This window comes from Streptomyces sp. 7R007 (assembly GCF_054850255.1).
Genome location: NZ_JBTWMV010000037.1, coordinates 53,434 through 70,627 on the forward strand (window position 1 = coordinate 53,434; position 17,194 = coordinate 70,627).

Annotated in this window: 17 protein-coding genes and 1 pseudogene; 2 read left to right on the forward strand and 16 right to left on the reverse strand. The window is 71.5% G+C overall.

Translation table 11 applies throughout. The features are described from left to right. Position 1: 1 nt before the first annotated feature. The 8 genes from ACYF6T_RS33570 to ACYF6T_RS33605 form a co-directional block, all read right to left on the reverse strand. Positions 2-865 carry an ABC transporter ATP-binding protein gene (locus tag ACYF6T_RS33570; protein ID WP_461701248.1) on the reverse strand — a complete coding sequence of 288 codons (864 nt, stop codon included), beginning with the start codon at positions 863-865 and terminating at the stop codon, positions 2-4. Continuing rightward, positions 850-1,686, reverse strand: coding sequence for an ABC transporter permease (locus ACYF6T_RS33575; protein WP_461701249.1), 837 nt, complete (start codon positions 1,684-1,686; stop codon positions 850-852). Before ACYF6T_RS33575 ends, ACYF6T_RS33570 begins: the two co-directional genes overlap by 16 nt. An 18-nt stretch (positions 1,687-1,704) precedes the next feature. Beyond that, positions 1,705-2,547: an ABC transporter permease gene (locus ACYF6T_RS33580; protein ID WP_461701250.1), complete on the reverse strand. Its 843-nt coding sequence runs from the start codon at positions 2,545-2,547 to the stop codon at positions 1,705-1,707. A gap of 22 nt (positions 2,548-2,569) precedes the next feature. Next, positions 2,570-3,577 (reverse strand): ABC transporter substrate-binding protein, encoded by a 1,008-nt coding sequence (locus ACYF6T_RS33585; RefSeq protein WP_461701251.1) that lies wholly within the window; start codon positions 3,575-3,577, stop codon positions 2,570-2,572. 127 nt (positions 3,578-3,704) lie between these two features. Then, positions 3,705-5,093 (reverse strand): FAD-binding oxidoreductase, encoded by a 1,389-nt coding sequence (locus ACYF6T_RS33590; protein ID WP_461701252.1) that lies wholly within the window; start codon positions 5,091-5,093, stop codon positions 3,705-3,707. 98 nt (positions 5,094-5,191) lie between these two features. Continuing rightward, positions 5,192-6,562, reverse strand: coding sequence for an FAD-binding oxidoreductase (locus ACYF6T_RS33595; RefSeq protein ID WP_461701253.1), 1,371 nt, complete (start codon positions 6,560-6,562; stop codon positions 5,192-5,194). Next, positions 6,559-7,491 carry an amidohydrolase family protein gene (locus ACYF6T_RS33600; protein ID WP_461701255.1) on the reverse strand — a complete coding sequence of 311 codons (933 nt, stop codon included), beginning with the start codon at positions 7,489-7,491 and terminating at the stop codon, positions 6,559-6,561. The genes ACYF6T_RS33595 and ACYF6T_RS33600 overlap by 4 nt, the downstream gene beginning before the upstream one ends. Continuing rightward, complete coding sequence (locus tag ACYF6T_RS33605; protein ID WP_461701256.1) at positions 7,484-8,308, reverse strand: SDR family NAD(P)-dependent oxidoreductase; 825 nt, start codon at positions 8,306-8,308, stop codon at positions 7,484-7,486. Before ACYF6T_RS33605 ends, ACYF6T_RS33600 begins: the two co-directional genes overlap by 8 nt. Positions 8,309-8,502: 194 nt before the next feature. Here ACYF6T_RS33605 and ACYF6T_RS33610 point away from each other — a divergent pair, with 194 nt between their 5' ends. Both ACYF6T_RS33610 and ACYF6T_RS33615 read left to right on the forward strand, forming a co-directional pair. After that, on the forward strand, positions 8,503-9,867 hold the full coding sequence (locus tag ACYF6T_RS33610; RefSeq protein ID WP_461701258.1) for a hypothetical protein: 1,365 nt from the start codon (positions 8,503-8,505) through the stop codon (positions 9,865-9,867). Then, on the forward strand, positions 9,864-10,478 hold the full coding sequence (locus ACYF6T_RS33615) for a carboxymuconolactone decarboxylase family protein (protein WP_461701260.1): 615 nt from the start codon (positions 9,864-9,866) through the stop codon (positions 10,476-10,478). Before ACYF6T_RS33610 ends, ACYF6T_RS33615 begins: the two co-directional genes overlap by 4 nt. A 10-nt stretch (positions 10,479-10,488) precedes the next feature. On the opposite strand, the gene ACYF6T_RS33620 is transcribed toward ACYF6T_RS33615, so the two are convergent. From ACYF6T_RS33620 to ACYF6T_RS33655, 8 genes and pseudogenes are all read right to left on the reverse strand, one after another. Beyond that, a complete protein-coding gene (locus ACYF6T_RS33620) occupies positions 10,489-11,139 on the reverse strand; it encodes a CoA transferase subunit B (protein ID WP_461701262.1) in 651 nt (216 codons plus the stop codon). Next, on the reverse strand, positions 11,136-11,891 hold the full coding sequence (locus ACYF6T_RS33625) for a CoA transferase subunit A (protein WP_461701264.1): 756 nt from the start codon (positions 11,889-11,891) through the stop codon (positions 11,136-11,138). The genes ACYF6T_RS33620 and ACYF6T_RS33625 overlap by 4 nt, the downstream gene beginning before the upstream one ends. A 14-nt stretch (positions 11,892-11,905) precedes the next feature. After that, the gene (locus tag ACYF6T_RS33630) at positions 11,906-12,661 is read right to left on the reverse strand and encodes an SDR family NAD(P)-dependent oxidoreductase (protein WP_461701266.1); all 756 of its coding nucleotides are present in this window, start codon (positions 12,659-12,661) and stop codon (positions 11,906-11,908) included. Beyond that, the gene (locus ACYF6T_RS33635) at positions 12,658-13,629 is read right to left on the reverse strand and encodes a fumarylacetoacetate hydrolase family protein (RefSeq protein ID WP_461701268.1); all 972 of its coding nucleotides are present in this window, start codon (positions 13,627-13,629) and stop codon (positions 12,658-12,660) included. Before ACYF6T_RS33635 ends, ACYF6T_RS33630 begins: the two co-directional genes overlap by 4 nt. Positions 13,630-13,739: 110 nt before the next feature. Further along, entirely contained in the window at positions 13,740-14,678 is a 939-nt protein-coding gene (locus ACYF6T_RS33640; protein ID WP_461701270.1) for a VOC family protein, read from the reverse strand. Between the two features lie 13 nt (positions 14,679-14,691). After that, positions 14,692-15,687 (reverse strand): amidohydrolase family protein, encoded by a 996-nt coding sequence (locus ACYF6T_RS33645; RefSeq protein ID WP_461701272.1) that lies wholly within the window; start codon positions 15,685-15,687, stop codon positions 14,692-14,694. Beyond that, positions 15,684-16,820: an FAD-dependent oxidoreductase gene (locus ACYF6T_RS33650; RefSeq protein ID WP_461701274.1), complete on the reverse strand. Its 1,137-nt coding sequence runs from the start codon at positions 16,818-16,820 to the stop codon at positions 15,684-15,686. The genes ACYF6T_RS33645 and ACYF6T_RS33650 overlap by 4 nt, the downstream gene beginning before the upstream one ends. 148 nt (positions 16,821-16,968) lie before the next feature. Then, positions 16,969-17,194: pseudogene (locus tag ACYF6T_RS33655) on the reverse strand (cyclase family protein); the annotation flags it as partial.

Consider the following 17,194-nt stretch of genomic DNA (forward strand, 5'->3'; position numbering starts at 1 on the left):
CTCAGAGCACCGCCCCTTTGGTCTTCTCCCGGTCGGCGGAGGGCTCGGCCTTTGCCTGTTCGGATCCGGTGGCCGCCCGCTCCTCGCGGATGCGAGTCAGCACGCGGGTGCGCAGTTGGGTGAAGCGGGCGTCGGCGCGGGTGGTGATCTGGTCGCGGTCAGCGCCGAGACCGACGGTGAGGTTGTCCACGACGGTGGTGGGCTTCCCGCCGAGCACGACCACACGATCGCCGAGGTAGACGGCCTCGTCGATGTCGTGCGTGACGACGATGACGGTGATACCGAGCTGCGCGCGCAGCTTCAGCGTCAGGTCCTCCAGGTCGAAACGGGACTGGGCGTCCACCGATCCGAACGGCTCGTCCATCAGCAGCACGGGCGCCTCGTAGGCGAGGCCGCGCGCGATGGCCACCCGCTGCTGCATGCCGCCCGACAGCTGCCAGGGGTACTTGTCGCCGACGCCCGAGAGGCCGACGGCGGCAAGGCACTCCTCGGCGCGCTCGGTACGGGCGGCGCGCTTGACGCCCATGCCCTCCAGCGGGAAGGCCACGTTGTCCCGCACCCGCATCCACGGCAGCAGTGAGCCGCGGTAGTCCTGGAAGACCACCGCGATGTCGGCGAGCGGCCCCGCCACGGGCTGGTCGCCGTAGCGCACCGTGCCCGAGGTGGGCCTGGTCAGACCGGACAGACAGCGCAGCAGGGTGGTCTTGCCGGCGCCCGACGGTCCGACGATGCAGACGAACTCGCCCGGATCGACCCGCAGCGACAGGCCCTGGATCACGCGGTGCTCGTCCGCGCCGTGGCCGAACGTCTTGCCGACATCCTCCACGATCAGGCTGGACGCGCCTGCTTTCAGATCTCGCTGCATGATGTCGTGACCTCGTTCCGGGGCTGGGGCGTGGTCCGCCGGGTGCGGGGCGGACGTTGGTGGTACCAGCCGAGCAGCAGGTACTCGGCCGCGAGGAGCAGCACGCTCAGGCCGTAGCCGAGAATGCCGATGAGGACGGTGCCTGCCCAGGTCTCGGGCACGGCGAAGCTGGAGCCGCTTTGCAGGATGAAGTTGCCCAGGCCGACCGGGGAGCCGTAGATCTCGCTGACGACCATGAGGACCACCGCGATCGACAGTGCGACGCGGATGCCGGCGAAGATCTGCGGCAGGGCCCCGGGCAGGACGACCTTCAGCAGGCGCAGCCGCAGCGGGATGCGGTAGCTGTGCGCGGTCTCGTGCACGGCCGGGTTGATGCCGTGGACGCCGCTGATGGTGTTGAGCAGGATCGGCCACACACAGCCCAGGGCGATCAGGAAGATCTTGGGGCCGGAGCCGATGCCGAGGGTGAGGATGATGACGGGGACGAACGCCACGGTGGGGGTCGCGCGGGCGAAGTCCAGCAGCGGGGCGGTCGCCTGCCGCAGCAGTCTGCTCTCGCCGATGACGAGTCCCGCGCCGATGCCTACCGCGGTGGCGACGGCCAGTCCGGCGGCGATGTTGCGCAGGGAGAACAGCAGGTCGTCCACCAGCCCGTCGTGCGCGAGCTCCCGCCACAGGGTGGCGAGCACCTCCGTGGCGGGCGGGAAGTAGAAGCTGGTGCTGCCGGCGGTGGCGACGAGGAGGACGGCGACGCACAGGAGCGGCAGCCACAGTTGCTTGAGCGCGGACGTCCAGAAGGCGCCCTGGGATCTACGGGACATGGTGTCTCTCCCCACCCCTCATTCGGTGTGCGCCGGCGGGCGCCAGCGCAGCAGCCGGTCTTCGGCGAACTGGGACAGCAGGTTGATCAGGTAGCCGATCGCGCCCGCCGTGAGGATGTAGGCGTAGGCCTGCGCGGAGGCGCCGCCCTGCTGCGCGTTGACGACTTCGTGGCCGATGCCGGGCAGGGTGGTGAGCACCTCGACGCCGATCGCCACAAGGACGGAGGTGGTCGCCGCGAGCCTCAGCCCGGTCATGATCGACGGCGTGGCGCTGGGCAGGATCACCTTGCGAAAGCGCAGCAGTCTGGGGACGCGGTAGCTGTGCACGGTCTCGGCGATCATCGCCGTCACGGAGCGCGCGCCGTACTGGGCCTGCAGAAAGATGGGAAAGACGCAGGCGAGGAAGACGACGGTGGCCTTCATCGTCGGCGTCGACCCCAGAACCAGCAGGAACACCGGCAGCAGCGCGATGACGGGAAAGGAGCGCAGCACGTCCACGAGCAGGCGCGAGGACTGTTCGGACGCCGCGTACGTCCCGGTCACCAGGCCCAGCGGGATGCCGATCCCGACGGCGGCGACGAAGCCGGTCAGGGCGCCGTCGAGGGTGTCGCCGACCGCCTGCCAGTAGGCGCCGCTGGCGAACAGGTCGGGGAACCGCCCGAACACCGCTGCCGGGCCGGGCAGTGCCGTGGAGCTGACGAGGCCGGCCGCCGCGACGGCCGTCCAGATCAGCAGGACCGCCACGACGGCGGACAGCTGGAGCATGAGGAGTCCGGATCGCCCCGGGCCCCCGGGCCGGGCGCGCACGACGGCGCGCGCCTTGCCGGGGGTGGGACGGCGGCCCGTGGTGGAGATGGGCATGGTGGGTGTACCCCTGCCTTTGTCAGCTGCCGGTGGTGGTCGGCGCCTGGTCCCAGTAGATGGCGCTGTCCTTCGGGGTGCTGCTGAGCAGTCCGTACTGGTGCATCTTGGTGATGACGGTGCGCATCACGGTCTTGTTGACGGCGGTGTCGTAGTACGGGATCTGCTCGTCCTTGATGTAGTCGGCGGACAGCGTGGTGTACTTCGTCTGGATCGCCTTGACCGCCTCGGGGTGGGCGTTGGCATAGGTGATGGCCTTGGCGACCGCGTCGGTGAACTTCTTCGCCGTGGCGGCGTTGGCGGAGAGGTACTTCTCGGTGGAGAACAGCACGCCCTGGGGAATGCCGGGAAGGTCGTTCATGCCGTTGCCGATCGCCTGCAGTCCGGCCGCCTTGGCGGCCGCGAAGAAGGCGCCGAAGGAGTAGACGGCGTCGGTCTTGCCGCTCTTGGCGGCGTCCGTCAGCGAAGTGGTCGGCAAGGCGACGAACTTGACCTTGCCGGGGTCGCCGCCGTCCTGCTCGACCAGGTACTCGACGATGAACTGGATCGTGCCGCCCAGTGCCGCCAGACCGACGGTCTTGCCCTCCAGATCCTTGAAGGAGGTGATGGAGCTGCCCTTCTTGACCAGCAGGCCGTCGGTGGGAGCGGTCTTGGTGGTGGCCGACTCCAGTCCGGTGGCGATGCGGATCGGCATGTTCTTGGCGGCGCCCTTGAGGAAGCCGGAGCTGTCCGTCATCGCGAACTGCGCCTCGCCGTTGAGCACGGACGGCGCGTTCTGCGAAGTGTCCTGCGCACCCGCCTTGATGGTGACGTCCAGGCCCGCGTCCTTGAAGTAGCCCTGCTGCTGGGCGATGTACAGCGGCTCGAACAGGGCGCCGTTGGAGCGCAGCACGGTGATCTTCGCCGTGCCGTCACCGGACGCCGCGCCGGCGGAGTCCGCGCCGCAGGCGGCCAGCGGAGCGGTGACGGCGAGCGTCACGAGGGCGAGGGAAAGACGGCGGCCCAGCGGGCGTCTCGTGAGCTTCGACATGGGCGTTGTGCTCCTTTGCACGATGGCGGCAGCTGCGTGGACGCGTGGCCACGAGCGGATGCGGCTCTGAAGGGATGGGGCGCTTACGACGGTGTTGGCGGTGCCGGTGAGGACAGGGGGCACGGCGCTAGGAGCGAGCCGCGCGGGCGTAGGCGGTGGTGGACTCGGCCGGCGCCATGTAGGAGCGGAACAGCCCGTCGGGGTCGTAGACGCCGCGGATCTGCTCCAGCCGCTCGGCGTTGTCGGCGCTGAGACCGTGGTCGAAACGGTCGGCCACGTTGTTGTCAGAGAACTGCAGGCCCCTGGACAGGTGCTGTACGGCGGCCAGGGATCCGTGCACCCAGTTCTCGTGGGCGAGGTCCTGGGCCGGGTCGCTCCAGCCGGCGTTGGGCGAGAGGTATGCCTTGGCCTGGGCGGACCAGCAGGCGTCGGGGCGGGTCGGGTAGTGGCCCCACAGCATCCACAGCACGAAACTCGTGCCGCCGGGGATGGTGTCCAGCACGGGTGCGGAGGCGGCCAGGATGTTCTCGGCGCGTCCCTCCAGCCACACGCCGTCGACGGCCCAGCGCAGGCCCGGCGGGTTGAGGCGGTCGGCGATGTCGTAGAGCTCCTCGATGGTGGTCTCCTGGCCGGCCCGGGCGCGGACCGCCCGGTCGCGGAAGGGGGCCTGCTCCAGCGGGGCCAGGGCTTCCGGGCCGTGCTCGGGAGTGCAGAAGGCGGTGGCCGTGAGGGAGACGGTCGGGGTGTCGAGGCCGGGGGTGAAGCCGGCCTTCGCGGAGAACTCCACGGTGGTGGGCAGGGTGTCCAGGGTGTCGTAGGACCAGGCCAGCACCTCGTCGCGCAGGGCGATCGGGTAGCTGTGCACCGTGCGGACGATCCGGGTCGGGCGTTCGTACACGGTCAGGTGATAGCGGGTGACGATGCCGAAGAAGCCGGGGCCGCTGCCCCGTGCCGCCCAGAGCAGGTCGGGGTGCGTGGCGTCGGTGGCGTGCACGAGCGTGCCGTCGGCGAGAACCACGTCGACGGCGCGGATGCTCAGACAGGCCGGTCCGACGTGGCGGGAGTTCCAGCCGTAGCCGCCGCCCAGGATGAACCCGCCGATGCCGACGGTCGGCGCGTGACCGGTGGGGAAGAACAGCCCGTGCTCGGCGAGGGCCCGCTGGATGGCCGGGCCCTTCGCGGCGGGCTGGACGGAGGCGGTGCCGTTGCCGGGGTCGACGGTGATCTCCTGGAGCCGGGAAAGATCGATCAGCAGGCCGCCGTCGCGTACGCCGTTGCCGACCCAGCTGTGTCCCCCGGAGCGGATGGAGACCCGCAGCCCCTCCGCGCGGGCGAGGCGCACGGCGCGGACGACGTCCTGCTCCTCTTCGGCGATGACGATGACGTCGGGGAACCGGTCCGGCTTGCGCTCGTTCCAGACGGCGTCGAGACGGGCCTTCTCATAGCTTGCATCTCCACGACGGATGACAGCTCCCCGCATGGACTGGGCAGGGTTCGGATCGGGCGACCTGGACAAGACTGGCTCCTTGGGTGTTGCAGACATCCTGACCGTACTGTCGACATAAAAAGGCAGTCAAGGCCCCGTATGGCGACTCTTTCGGCAATCTGTCGACACTACGCGGCCTCCGTGCGCCGGTGCAGAGCGAGTGCCGTGGTGGACTCGTCCGGGGACAGATAGGTGCGGAACAGACCCTCGGGGTCGTAGCGCCGCCGCAGCCGCTCCAGCCGCGCCGCCTGCTGCGCCTCCAGCCCGTGGTCGGGCCGGTCGGCCGGGTTGGCGTCGGCGAACTGGGTGCCGTGCGCGACGGGGGCCAGGTCACGCAGCCGGTCATGGGCCCAGGTCTCGTTGCGCAGATCGTCGGCGGGGTCGTGCCACACGGCGTTGGGCGAGAAGTACAGCCGCGCCTGCGTGGACCAGCAGGCGTTCGCCCGGGTGGGCTGACCGCCCCACAGCATCCACAGCAGGAAGCTGTCCCGGTTGGGCAACCCGTCCAGCACCCGGCGTCCGGCGTCGAGCACCTGCTGCGCCGGGGCGTCGCTCCACACCCCGTCGACGGCGTACCGCCGGCCCTTGGGGGTCAGCTTGTCGGAGAGGTCGTACAGGTCGTTCAGGCTCGACGGCCGTCGCTCCGTGCGACGCAGGGCGTGCCGGAGGAAGGGCGCCTTCTCCAGCGGTTCCAGCATGGCCGCCCCCTCCCGCGCGGTGCAGAAGGCCGCCGCGGTGATGGTCGTGGTCGGCCGCCGCACCCCGGGCGTGAAGCCCACCTTGGCCGACATCTCCAGAGAGGCGGAGATGCCGGGCACGGTCTCGTGGGTCCAGGCGAGAACTTCGTCGCGCAGTTCGTGGGGGAAGACGTAGGCGCTGCGCAGGATCTGCTCGTACGCCGGATACACCCGCAGGTGGAAGCGGGTGACGATGGCGAAGAAGCCGGGCCCCGCACCGCGTACCGCCCACATCAGGTCGGGGTGGGTGTCGTCGGTGGCGTGCACGAGGGTGCCGTCGGCCAGCACGGCGTCGACCGCCTCCACGCTGAAGCACGCCGGTCCCAGGGCCCGGGAGTTCCAGCCGTAACCGCCACCGATCAGGAAACCGCCCACGCCCACCGAAGGGCAGTGGCCGCTGGGGAAGACCAGGCCCTCGGCGGCGAGCAGCGCGTTGAGGCGGATGCCCTGGACCGCGGGGCGGACGGCGGCCCGGCGGGCGGCGGCGTCGACGACCACCTCGTCCAGGGCGGAGAGGTCGATCAGCAGGCCGCCGTCGCGTATCCCGTTGCCGACCCAGCTGTGCCCGCCGGAGCGGACGGACACCCGCGTGCCGCGGGCGGCGGCCCAGCGCACGCCTTCCTGGACGTCCCGGTCCGTGGCGGCCACGAGGATGGCGTCGGGGCGGCGATCGGGTTTGCGCTCGTTCCATACGGCGGCGAGCCGGGCTTCCTCGTAGCCGGGAGCCCCTTGGGTGAGGAAGACGCCGTCGAAGTGGGTCATGTCTGCTCCGTATGCGGGTCGGGCGAGGCGGGCGGGAAGTCGAAGAGCTCCGCCGGGTTGTCGACGAGGAGCCGGCGCAGCAGTTCGGGGTCGGGGGCGATGTCGGCGAGCAGGTCGACCAGCAGGCCGTCATCGGGGGCGGCGCCTTCGATGTTCACGTGCGGGTAGTCGGTGCCCCAGACCACGCGTTCGGGCGCGTGCGCCACGAGGGCGGCGGCCAGGGCGACGGCGTCCGCGTAGGGCGGGCCCTGGCGGGAGACCCGGTCCACGCCGCTCACCTTGAGCCAGACGTCACCGGTGTCGAGCAGCGCGCCGAGGCTGCGCAGGGCGGGGCTGCGGGGGCCGTCCGCCAGGTCCACCCGGGCGAGGTGGTCGATGACGACGCGCCCGGGCAGCGAGCGGATGAGGGGCTCGTAGCGGGCGACGTCCTGGCCCTCGACATGGATCTCGGTGGCCCACCCCAGGCCCGCCACGCGCTCCAGTACGGAGTCGATCTCCTCTCGGGTCGGCGCGGGGCGCAGGTGCGGCAGGAAGTTGAGCCGGAAGCCGCGCACTCCCGCGCCGTGCAGTTCCTCGATCGCGGCCCGGGTGGTCGACTCGCCGATCAGGGCGACTCCGCGCAGCCGGCCGCCGCCGGCGGCCAGCGCGTCGACCAGCACCCGGTGGTCGAAGCCGTTGCAGGACGACTGCACCACCACGGCCCGGGACAGGCCCAGATGCACGTGGAGGGCCGCGACCTGCTCCTTGGGAGCGTCGATCGGGGTGAAGGTGCGCTCGGGCGCGTACGGGAACACCGCGGCCGGCCCGAGGACGTGGCAGTGCGCGTCGCAACTGCCCGGCGGCAGCACGAGGGAGGGTCTGCGCGGTGCCGGATGCGGGGGCGGGCAGCCCGGACTGGGCACCGCTTCGTGCACGGCCGGCTCAGTCACAGCGGGCCGTCATTCCGCCGTCGACGACGATCTCGGTACCGGTGACGAAGCGCGCCTCGTCGGACGCCAGGTAGAGCGCCGCGTACGCCGTGTCCCGACCGTCTCCCATGAACCCCAGCGGGATGCGGGCCTGCCGCTGCGCGAGCAGCTTCTCCACGTCGCCGCCCGCCCGCTGGCGGGCCAGGCGCGCCTCGACCATCGGGGTGTGCAGCTGACCGGGGACGACGGTGTTCACGCGGATGCCGTCGGGCGCGTACTGGACGGCCGTGACCCGGGACAGCTGGATGACCGCGGCCTTGGCCGCCGCGTACCCCACCTGCGCGGCACCGGTCCAGCGCAGCCCGGACGCCGAGGCGGTGTTGACGATCGCTCCCCCACCGGCGCGCCGCATGATCGGCACGACCTGCTTGCACGCCAGGAAGGCGCTCGTGAGGTTGGTGCGCAGCTGGCTGTCCCAGTCGTCCAGGGAGAGTTCGGCCGCGCCGCCGGCACGGGACCCCCCGACGTTGTTGACCAGGATGTCGATCCGGCCAGCCTGCCGTTCGGTCCGCTCGAAGTAGGCCGCCACGGCGTCCGGTTCGGTCACGTCCAGCAGTTCGGTGTGCGCCTGGCCGCCCTCCTGCCGGATCTGGCCGGCGGTGACCTCCAGCGCGTCCTTGTCGCGGTCGGTCAGGTACACGGTGGCGCCCTCGCGGGCGAAGATCACGGCGGTGGCGCGGCCGTTGCCCCAGCCGGGGCCGACGCTGCCGGCGCCACTGATGACGGCGGTCCGTCCGGCCAGGCGACCGGGCCGCGCGGGGGGCACGTCTTGGGTCACGGTTGTCTCCCTCGGTTCGAGTTGGGCGTACCGACTGTCGAGAGTCTCACTTAGTGTCGACAGAAAGTAAACATTGGAACCAAAGAGTACCGCCATACCCCCTTCAATGAAGCATAGTGTCGACAGACGTCAAGTGCTGGTGATTGAATGACAGACAGAGACAAGACCGTTTCCGACAGCCGCCCGGAGGGCCCATGGACAAGCCGGCCGTGTTCACCGACGAGGAGATCGCCTCTTTCCGCGCGGAACTGGCCGCCAAACGCGCGCCGGGCGCGTACGAGCCGGGCCGCTGGTCGGTCAGCCCGCTCAACCGGCGGCCGGAGGTGCGCGGTCCGATGCCTGGCTCCGTACGGCTGCGCGACGCCACGCTGCGGTCGGTGGAGACCTTGCCGGGCGTCGTCGCCTCCGCCCAGGCGAAGGAGGCGTTCCTGCGCCGGCTCGTCGGCGCGGGTGTCCGCGAAGTCGTCACGGCCGGGCTCGGCGGGCGGGACGACAAGGCGTTGGCCGCCGAGATCGACGTCATCAAGGGCGAGAACGCCGACTGCCGTGCCGTGCTGCCGCTGCCGCGCACGACCGGGGACCTCGACCGCGCCGCCGACGCGGGCTACGACGCGGTGCAGATCTGGGTCCAGGGTTTGGGCGAGACGTCCCTCATCTACAACCCAGCCCTCTACCAGAAGGCGTGGCGCGGCGAGGAATGGCGCACGCCGGACACCCCACGCAGCCGGGCCGACGTCCTCGCGCGGGCCGGGCACCTGATCCGCCACGCGCGGTCCCGCGGCCTGGACGTCATCGTCCCGATGCTGATGGTGTCATACCTGACCGAGGAGGTGCTGGAGGAGTCGGTCGCCGTGCTCACGGCGGCGGGCGCCACCGAGCTGACGCTCTTCGACGGCCCCGGTGCCATGAGCCCCGAGGCCTACGGACATCTCGTCGCCCGCACCAGGGACCTCGCCCCCGGCGTGCGAGTGGGGCTGCACCCGCACAACACCTTCGGCCTGGCGGTCGGCTGCGCGGTCACCGCCGTCCGGGCCGGCGCCCATGTGGTCGAACTGTCCGTCAACGGCTACTGCGGCGGCCCCGGCAACGCCGACCTCGCCGCCACCACCATGGCGTTCGAGACGCTGTACGGGGTCCACACCGGGATCAGCACCGAGCGGCTGACCGAACTGGCCCGCGCCGGTGAGGCGCTGACCGGCTACCACCTCGCCTGGAACCACCCCGTGACCGGCACCAGCGCCTTCTCCTGGGGAGGCATGGACCTCATCACCCAGGAGACCACCGTCGACCCGCTGCTGCACAACTGCCTGGAGCCCGCGCTCGTCGGCAACGCGCGCAAGGTGCCCTTCACCCCCGACAGCGGCCCCTACACCCTCGCCGACAAACTCACCGCGCTCGGTGTCGACAGCACCACCGACCAGGTCGACGAGGTACTGCGGCGGGCCCGCGCGCTCATGACGCGCGAGGGGCGTCTGCTCTCCGACGCGGAGCTCACGTCGCTGGCCCGTGAGGTGACGGACCACACCACGGGGGACGACGAGACGGCCACCCGGCGATGACGAACGCGCCCCAGCCAAGTCGGCTGAGCCTGTTTCTTCCCGCCCATCTCTCGCCCGAGCAGCGGGCCCTGTACGAGGAGATCGTCGACGGCCCGCGCGCCGGCCAGCAACTCTTCGCCCTCGTCGACGACCAGGGCCGCCTCCACGGTCCCTTCAACGCCATGCTGTCCAGCCCCCGGCTGGGCATCGCGCTGCAGGCCCTGGGCGCGGCGATCCGCTTCGCCACCAACCTGCCGCCCCGGGTGCGCGAGAGCGCGATCCTGACCGTCGCCACCGTCTGGGACAGCGACTTCGAACGGTATGCCCACGAAGCCGTCGGCAGGGCCGCGGGACTGACCGAGGCCGAACTGCGCGCGCTGCGCGAGGACACCGACCCTGGCTTCACCGACCCGTTCGAGTACGCCGCCTGGTCGGCGACCCGCACGCTCGCCGCGCACCCGGATCGGCTGGACGACGCCTGGTACGCCGAGGCGCGGGCGGCCCTCGGCGAGGCCGTCCTCTTCGAACTGTCCACCCTGGTCGGCTACTACGCCACCCTCGCCCTCCAGCTCCGCCTCTTCGGCGTCATCGCACCCGACACGGCCTCCCCGGACCACGAGCGCGGATGCTGAGCAAGGCGCCTCAGCAGGTCGCTGTCGCGCTGTCGACGTGTACGGGTGCCCCGGTGCGGGCGGTGATGTCGTCGATGGTGGTGCCGGGTGCGGTCTCGACGAGGGCGAGGCCGCGGTCGGTGACGTCGAGGACGCCGAGATCGGTGATGATGCGGTGGACGCAGGCCGCGCCGGTCAGGGGCAGGGTGCACTCCTCGACGATTTTCGGGCTGCCGTCCTTGGCGGTGTGCTCCATCAGGACGATGACGCGGCGGGCGCCGTGCACGAGGTCCATGGCACCGCCCATGCCCTTGACCATCTTGCCGGGGATCATCCAGTTGGCCAGGTCGCCGCCGGCGGAGACCTGCAGGGCCCCCAGCACGGCGGTGTCGATGTGGCCGCCGCGGATCATGCCGAAGGACAGCGCCGAGTCGAAGAACGACGCGCCCGGCAGCACGGTGACCGTCTCCTTGCCCGCGTTGATCAGATCCGGGTCGGCCTCGTCCTCGCGCGGGTAGGGACCGATACCGAGGATGCCGTTCTCGGAGTGCAGGGTGACGTGCAGGCCGGGTGGGAGGTGGCCGGGGATGAGGGTGGGCAGGCCGATACCGAGGTTGACGTAGGAGCCGTGGGTGAGTTCGGCGGCGACGCGGGCGGCCATCTGCTCGCGGGTCCAGCTCATGCGCGTACGGTCCTCTTCTCGATGTGCTTGTCGGCCGCCTCGGCCGACGTCAGTGCCACCACCCGCTGCACGAACACACCGGGCAGATGGATCTCGTCGGGCTCCAGCTCGCCGGGTTCGACGAGGTGTTCCACCTCGGCCAGCGTCACCCGTGCCGCCATGGCGGCCAGAGGGTTGAAGTTGGCGGCCGCCTTGCGGAAGACGAGGTTGCCGTGCCGGTCGCCCCGCCAGGCCCGCACGAGCGCGAAGTCGGTGGTGATGCCGTGTTCCAGGACATGGCTACGGCCGTGGAAGTCGCGGGTCTCCTTGGGCGGGGAGGCGACGGCGACCGTGCCGTCGGCCGCGTAACGCCAGGGCAGACCGCCCTCGGCGAGCTGGGTGCCGACGCCGGCCGGGGTGTAGAAGGCGGGGATGCCCGCTCCCCCGGCACGCAGCCGTTCGGCCAGGGTGCCCTGCGGGACGAGTTCCACTTCCAGTTCACCGGCCAGGTACTGGCGGGCGAACTCCTTGTTCTCGCCCACGTAAGAGCCCGTGACGCGGGCGATGCGACCGGCCTCCAGCAGGATGCCAAGACCCCGGCCGTCCACGCCGCAGTTGTTGGAGACGACCTCCAGCCGGCTCGCGCCTTGTTCGTGCAGGGCCTGGATGAGGGCGGCCGGGATGCCGCTGAGGCCGAAGCCCCCGACCGCCAGCGACGCGCCGTCGGAAACGTCGGCGACCGCCTCCGCGGCACTCGCACACACCTTGTCCATGGGAAGAGGCCTTTCTACTGCTGGTGGTTCGGGCGTACGGCGTCGGAGAGGAGCTTGGCTCCGCCGTGCGCGGTGAGTCCGCCGTCGACCGGGATCTCCGCTCCGGTGATGAAGGCGGACTCCTCGGACAGGAGGAACACCACGAGCGGAGTGACGTCCTGGACGGTTCCGGTCCGGCCCAGGGGTGTGCCGTGGAGGTTGGCCTCGCGGAAGGCGGGCGCGGCGGAGGCGGTCATGTCCGTCTCGATGTAGCCGGGGTGGATGGTGTTCACGCGGATGCCGCGCGGGCCCAGCTCCATGGCGGCGGTCGCCGACAGGCCGCGCAGCGCCCACTTGCTGGCGGTGTAGGCGACCGGGTAGTGGGCGGTCAGTGCCGCCGAGGAGCCGACGTTGACGATCGACGCCCCGGGACCCATCAGCGGCGCCAGGTGCTGGATGCCCAGGAGCGGCCCGGTGACGTTGACGGCGTGGACCCGGGCCATGTCCTCGGGGCGCACGGCGTCGAGGCGGGCGCGCCAGGTGACACCTGCGTTGTTGACGAGGCCGTGTACCCGGCCGTACGACTCCCCCACCTCGGCGGCGAGTTCGGCCCACTCCATGTCACTGGTGACGTCGAGGCGGCGGCAGCCCGGTGCCTCGCTCACGTCGGTGGCGATCACGCGGGCGCCCTCGCGGGTCAGTGCCTCGGCCTCGGCGGCGCCCTGCCCGCGGGCCGCGCCGGTGACGACGACGACCTTGCCGAGGAGTCTCTTGGGGTGCAGGCCGGTCACGGCCGCTCCCGGGGCCGGCGCCGGCCGGTCGGCAGCGGCACCGGGTCGGCTCCGGCGACGACCGTGTTGGAGACGGTGCCGATGCCCTCGACGGTGAGGGTGACCGTGTCGCCGGGTTTGAGCGGCGGCGGGTCCTGCCTGCCGCGTACGCCCCACAGCTCGGCCAGGCAGCCGCCGTTGCCGCAGGTGCCCGAGCCCAGGACGTCGCCGGGGCGCACGACGGTGCCGCGGGAGGCGTAGGCGACCATCTCCTCGAAGGTCCAGCTCATGTTGGACAGCAGGTCCTCGCCGACCGTCTCGCCGTTGACCTGCGCGGTCAGCGCGAGGCGCAGGAAGCCGTCCTCGTCCCGGTACTTCTCCACCTCGTCGGCGGTGACCAGGTAGGGGCCGAGCGTGGTCGCGGTGTCCTTGCCCTTGCAGGGGCCCAGGCCCACCTTCATCTCCGCGGACTGCAGGTCGCGCGCGGACCAGTCGTTGAGGACGGTGTAGCCGATGATGTGGTCGCGAGCCTGCTCAGGGGTGAGGTCGCGGCCCTCCTTGCCGATCACGGCGGCCACTTCGAGTTCGAAGTCGAGCACGGCCGAGCCCGGCGGCATGGGGATGTCGTCGTGCGGGCCGTACACCGCGTAGGGGTTGGTGAAGTAGAAGGTCGGGGCCGCGTACCACTGCTCGGGCACCCCTGCGGCCCCGTCCACCGACCGTCGCACGCCCTCGACGTGCTCCTCGAAGGTGACGAAGTCCCGGACGGTGGGCGGCTGGAGCGGCGGCAGCAGGCGTATCTCGGAGACATGGGGTCCGGCCGGGATGTCCAGGGTGGCGGAGCCCGCCTCCAGCAGCTCGGGCAGGCCACCGCCCTCGGCGAGCAGACCGGCCAGGGAGCCGACCCCGGGCAGGGCGTAGAGCGTGCCGTCCTCTTCGACGACGGCCACGTGGCGTCGGTTGCGGTACTCGTACGCGGCGAAGCGCATGGCGGATTCCTGTCGGCGTGCGGGGTGGGCGCGAGGGGCCCGGGGGCGCGGCGTGGGAGTCAGGGCGTTGACAGGGCCACCGCGCCCCCGGGGACTGGGGGCTGCGCCGGTCAGACCGGCGGGGCGACGAAGACGCCGCGGTCGACGTCGTTGAAGGACTCCTTGGTGACCAGCTCGTTCATGGGGTTGGCGGTGCCCCACTGGTCGGTGACTTCGGGCTGGGAGAAGTCGTAGACGTGCGGGTGCCAGGTGTCCTCGTCCAGCAGCTCCAGCTCCGTCGTGTACTCGACGGTGTTGCCGTGCGGGTCGAGGAAGTAGGTGAAGGTGTTGTCGCCGGCCATGTGCCGGCCCGGCCCCCAGATCTTCTTGAAGCCGGCCCGGATCACCCGGCCGGAGCCGCGCATGTACTCGTCGATGCCGCGCATCTCGAAGGAGACGTGGTGCAGCGAGGTGTGCGGGCCCTTGGCGATGGCCATGGAGTGGTGCTGGTTGCTGATCCGCATGAAGTGCATGACGTCACCGATGTGCGGATGGCCGAGCGTGTCGGACAGCCGGAAGCCGAGGTGCTCCTCGTACCACGCCTTGGTCCTGTCCAGGTCCGGGGAGTTCAGCACGACGTGCGACAGCTTGACCGGGATCGACTCCTTCTCCTCGATCTTGCGGTGCTGCCGTACGGCGACGTCCGCGGAGACCTCGATGGTGCGGCCGTCGATGTCGAAGAAGCGGAAGCCGTAGCCGCCGCCGGGGGTGTCGACCTTGCCCGGCTGGGAGACCAACTGCACTCCGCCCGCCAGCAGTTGCTCGGCGAGCGTGTCCACGTCGGCAGCGCTCGCGGCGCCGTAGGAGACGAGGTCGAGACGCTTCTCCTCGGCCTTGCGCAGCCGTACCACGTACTGCTCGGGACTGCCCTCGGCGGCGAGGAAGGAGAGGCCGGAGTCCTCGGCGACCTTGGTCAGGCCCCAGACGCCGGAGTAGAAGTCGAGTTGCTTGTCGTAGTCGGGCACGGCGAGGTCGACGTGCCGCAGATGGGTCAGCAGCCGGTGGGACATGTGGGGGGCCTCCTCAGGCGAGGTCGAGAAGCGCGGCGGCGTTTGCGCCACGGATCGCGTGGAAGTCGGAGCCGGGCAGGCCGGCGGCGCGCAGGGCGGCGAGCGGGTCCTCGGCACCCATGTCGAAGGCGTAGTCGGAGCCGAGCAGGACCCGGTCGGCGCCGGCGACGCGGACCAGCTCCCGCAGCACGTGCGGGTCGTGGACGAGGGAGTCGAAGTACAGCCGCTTCAGGTAGCTGCTCGGCTCGTGCGCGCAGCCCCGGGCGTCGGGCCGGGCCCGCCAGGCGTGGTCGGAGCGGCCGACGTGGGTGGGCAGATAGCCGCCCCCGTGGGCGGCGATCAGCTTCAGCGCCGGGTGCCGGTCGAGGACTCCGGAGAAGATCAGGTGCGACAGCGCGACCGCGTTCTCCACCGGCTGGCCCACGGTGTTGGACAGGTACCACCGGTCCAGGCGCTCGTCGAGGGTGCAGCCGAAGGGGTGCAGGAACAGGATGGCGCCCGTCTCCTCGGCGCGGGCCCAGAAGGGCTCGTACGCCGGGTCGGACAGGTCCCGTCCGGGGGCGTGGCTGGAGATCTCCACCCCCAGCAGCCCCTGTTCCAGGGCGTGTTCGAGGGCACGCACCGCCTGCTCGGGGTGCTGGAGCGGGACGAGGCCGAGCCCGTGCAGCCGCGTCGGGGCCTGCGTGCAGTGGGCGGCCGTGGCCTCGTTGGCGAGCCGGAAGACCTTCTCGGCCGTCTCCTCGTCCGCCCAGTAGTGGTAGTGCGAGGGCGACGGGCTGACCAGCTGCACGTCCACGCCCTGCGCGTCCATGGCGGCCAGCCGTGCGGTGACGTCGGTCATCCTCGGGGCGCGCTCGCGGACCATGGGGCCGCTGACGGCGAGGGCCGCGGGGCCGTTGCGGCGAGCGTCCAGAGCGCGGGCCTCGGCCAGGCCCGGCAGGTCCGCCACCAGGGCGTCGACCTCGGGCAGCAGGACGTGGGCGTGCACGTCCACGGTGGCGGCGGTCACGGCAGTTCCTTCAGGAGGTTCATCGTGCGTCCGATCAGTCCGGGCAGGTCGGCGTCGCGCACGCCGTCCAGCTGCCACTGGCCGATCTGCACCGACGCCTCGACGACGGCCCGCACCCGGGGGATCCGGCGCTCGTGGTAGCTCTGGAACAGCTCGTCGTCCCAGTCCCGTCCGCTGGTGAGGAGTTCGGCGAGGACCAGGGCGTCCTCCAGGGACATCGCCGCGCCCTGGGCGATGGTCGGCGGGCAGCAGTGGGCGGCGTCCCCGACCAGCACCACCCGGCCGCGGTGCCAGGAGCCCTCCACCAACAGCCGGTTGAACCAGGTGTAGTTGACCTTTGCCGGGTCGGTGATGTGCTTGGTGATCTCCGGCCAGGCACCGCCGTACTCCTGCCCCAGGCGGCGCATCTCGTCGGCGTAGTCGGCCGGATCGACGGCGGCGCGCTCGCGGCAGCCCTCGACGAGGAACGCGTAGACGGAGTCCTCGCCGGTGGGGGTGTAGCCGGCGATGTAGGCCGGGCCGCCGTAGGCGAGGTCGGTGCGTTCCACGCCCTCGGGGCGCGGGGCGGCGATGCGCCAGATGGCCATGCCGGTCGGCTCGGGTTGGTCGGGGATGCCGACGGCGGCACGCGTGGCGGAGTTCAGGCCGTCGGCGCCGATCACCAGGTCGTAGCGTCCCGCGGTGCCGTCGCTGAAGCGGACCGAGACGCCGTCGGCGTCCTGCTCCAGTTGCTCGGCGGTGGTGCCCAGGCGCACCGTGGCCCCGGAGTCGCGGACCGCGTCGATGAGGATCTGCTGGAGCCGGGGGCGCTGCATGCCGAGGGTGGCGGGCAGGTCGTCGCCGCCGGTTTTGATGTCCTCGGCGACGTACAGCACGGTGCCGTCGGGGGCGGTGATGCCCAGCGTGCCGAAGGGGAAGCCGGAGGCGCTCACCCGGTCCCAGACGCCGAGTTCGCGCAGGACGCGCAGGGCGTTGCCCTGGAGGGTGATGCCGGAGCCGGTGGTGGCGTTCCAGTCGGGCTTGGCCTCGACGAGGTCGACGGCGATGCCGGCGCGGCGCAGCAGAACGGTCACGGCGTTGCCGGAGGCGCCGCCGCCGATGACCAGGACTCTGCGGATGGTGCTGTCTGCCATGTCGGGGATTCCTCCCGAGTTCGGGCCGCGCGACGTCGGGCGGCAGGGGGTGCGGCTCGCCCGCCGTGGGGCGGGCAGGTGGGGCTGAGCGGGGGGCCGGATGCGCCGTTGCTGTCCGGGAAGGACGCATCCGGCCCCGTTCGGCGGGCTACTTGACGGCGATCGGGTTGACGGGGGAGCCGACGGCTCCGGTGATGGGCAGGGGCGCGGCGGTGAGCCAGAACTCGTACACGCCGTCGGCCGCGCAGTCCGCGGCGAGCGCGTCGAGGTCCCACATCTCGCCGATGAGCAGGCCGATGTTGGGGATGGCGACCTGGTGCAAGGGCTGGAAGGCGTGCTCGAACTCGTTGGGCCGGACCTCGAAGCCCCAGGTG

Excerpts from the sequence above, each read along its gene's own strand:
- ACYF6T_RS33570 (WP_461701248.1), bottom strand. The coding sequence starts at position 865 with ATGCAGCGAGATCTGAAAGCAGGCGCGTCCAGCCTGATCGTGGAGGAT.
- ACYF6T_RS33575 (WP_461701249.1), bottom strand. The coding sequence starts at position 1,686 with ATGTCCCGTAGATCCCAGGGCGCCTTCTGGACGTCCGCGCTCAAGCAA.
- ACYF6T_RS33580 (WP_461701250.1), bottom strand. The coding sequence starts at position 2,547 with ATGCCCATCTCCACCACGGGCCGCCGTCCCACCCCCGGCAAGGCGCGC.
- ACYF6T_RS33585 (WP_461701251.1), bottom strand. The coding sequence starts at position 3,577 with ATGTCGAAGCTCACGAGACGCCCGCTGGGCCGCCGTCTTTCCCTCGCC.
- ACYF6T_RS33595 (WP_461701253.1), bottom strand. The coding sequence starts at position 6,562 with ATGACCCACTTCGACGGCGTCTTCCTCACCCAAGGGGCTCCCGGCTAC.
- ACYF6T_RS33610 (WP_461701258.1), top strand. The coding sequence starts at position 8,503 with ATGGACAAGCCGGCCGTGTTCACCGACGAGGAGATCGCCTCTTTCCGC.
- ACYF6T_RS33615 (WP_461701260.1), top strand. The coding sequence starts at position 9,864 with ATGACGAACGCGCCCCAGCCAAGTCGGCTGAGCCTGTTTCTTCCCGCC.
- ACYF6T_RS33620 (WP_461701262.1), bottom strand. The coding sequence starts at position 11,139 with ATGAGCTGGACCCGCGAGCAGATGGCCGCCCGCGTCGCCGCCGAACTC.
- ACYF6T_RS33625 (WP_461701264.1), bottom strand. The coding sequence starts at position 11,891 with ATGGACAAGGTGTGTGCGAGTGCCGCGGAGGCGGTCGCCGACGTTTCC.
- ACYF6T_RS33635 (WP_461701268.1), bottom strand. The coding sequence starts at position 13,629 with ATGCGCTTCGCCGCGTACGAGTACCGCAACCGACGCCACGTGGCCGTC.
- ACYF6T_RS33640 (WP_461701270.1), bottom strand. The coding sequence starts at position 14,678 with ATGTCCCACCGGCTGCTGACCCATCTGCGGCACGTCGACCTCGCCGTG.
- ACYF6T_RS33650 (WP_461701274.1), bottom strand. The coding sequence starts at position 16,820 with ATGGCAGACAGCACCATCCGCAGAGTCCTGGTCATCGGCGGCGGCGCC.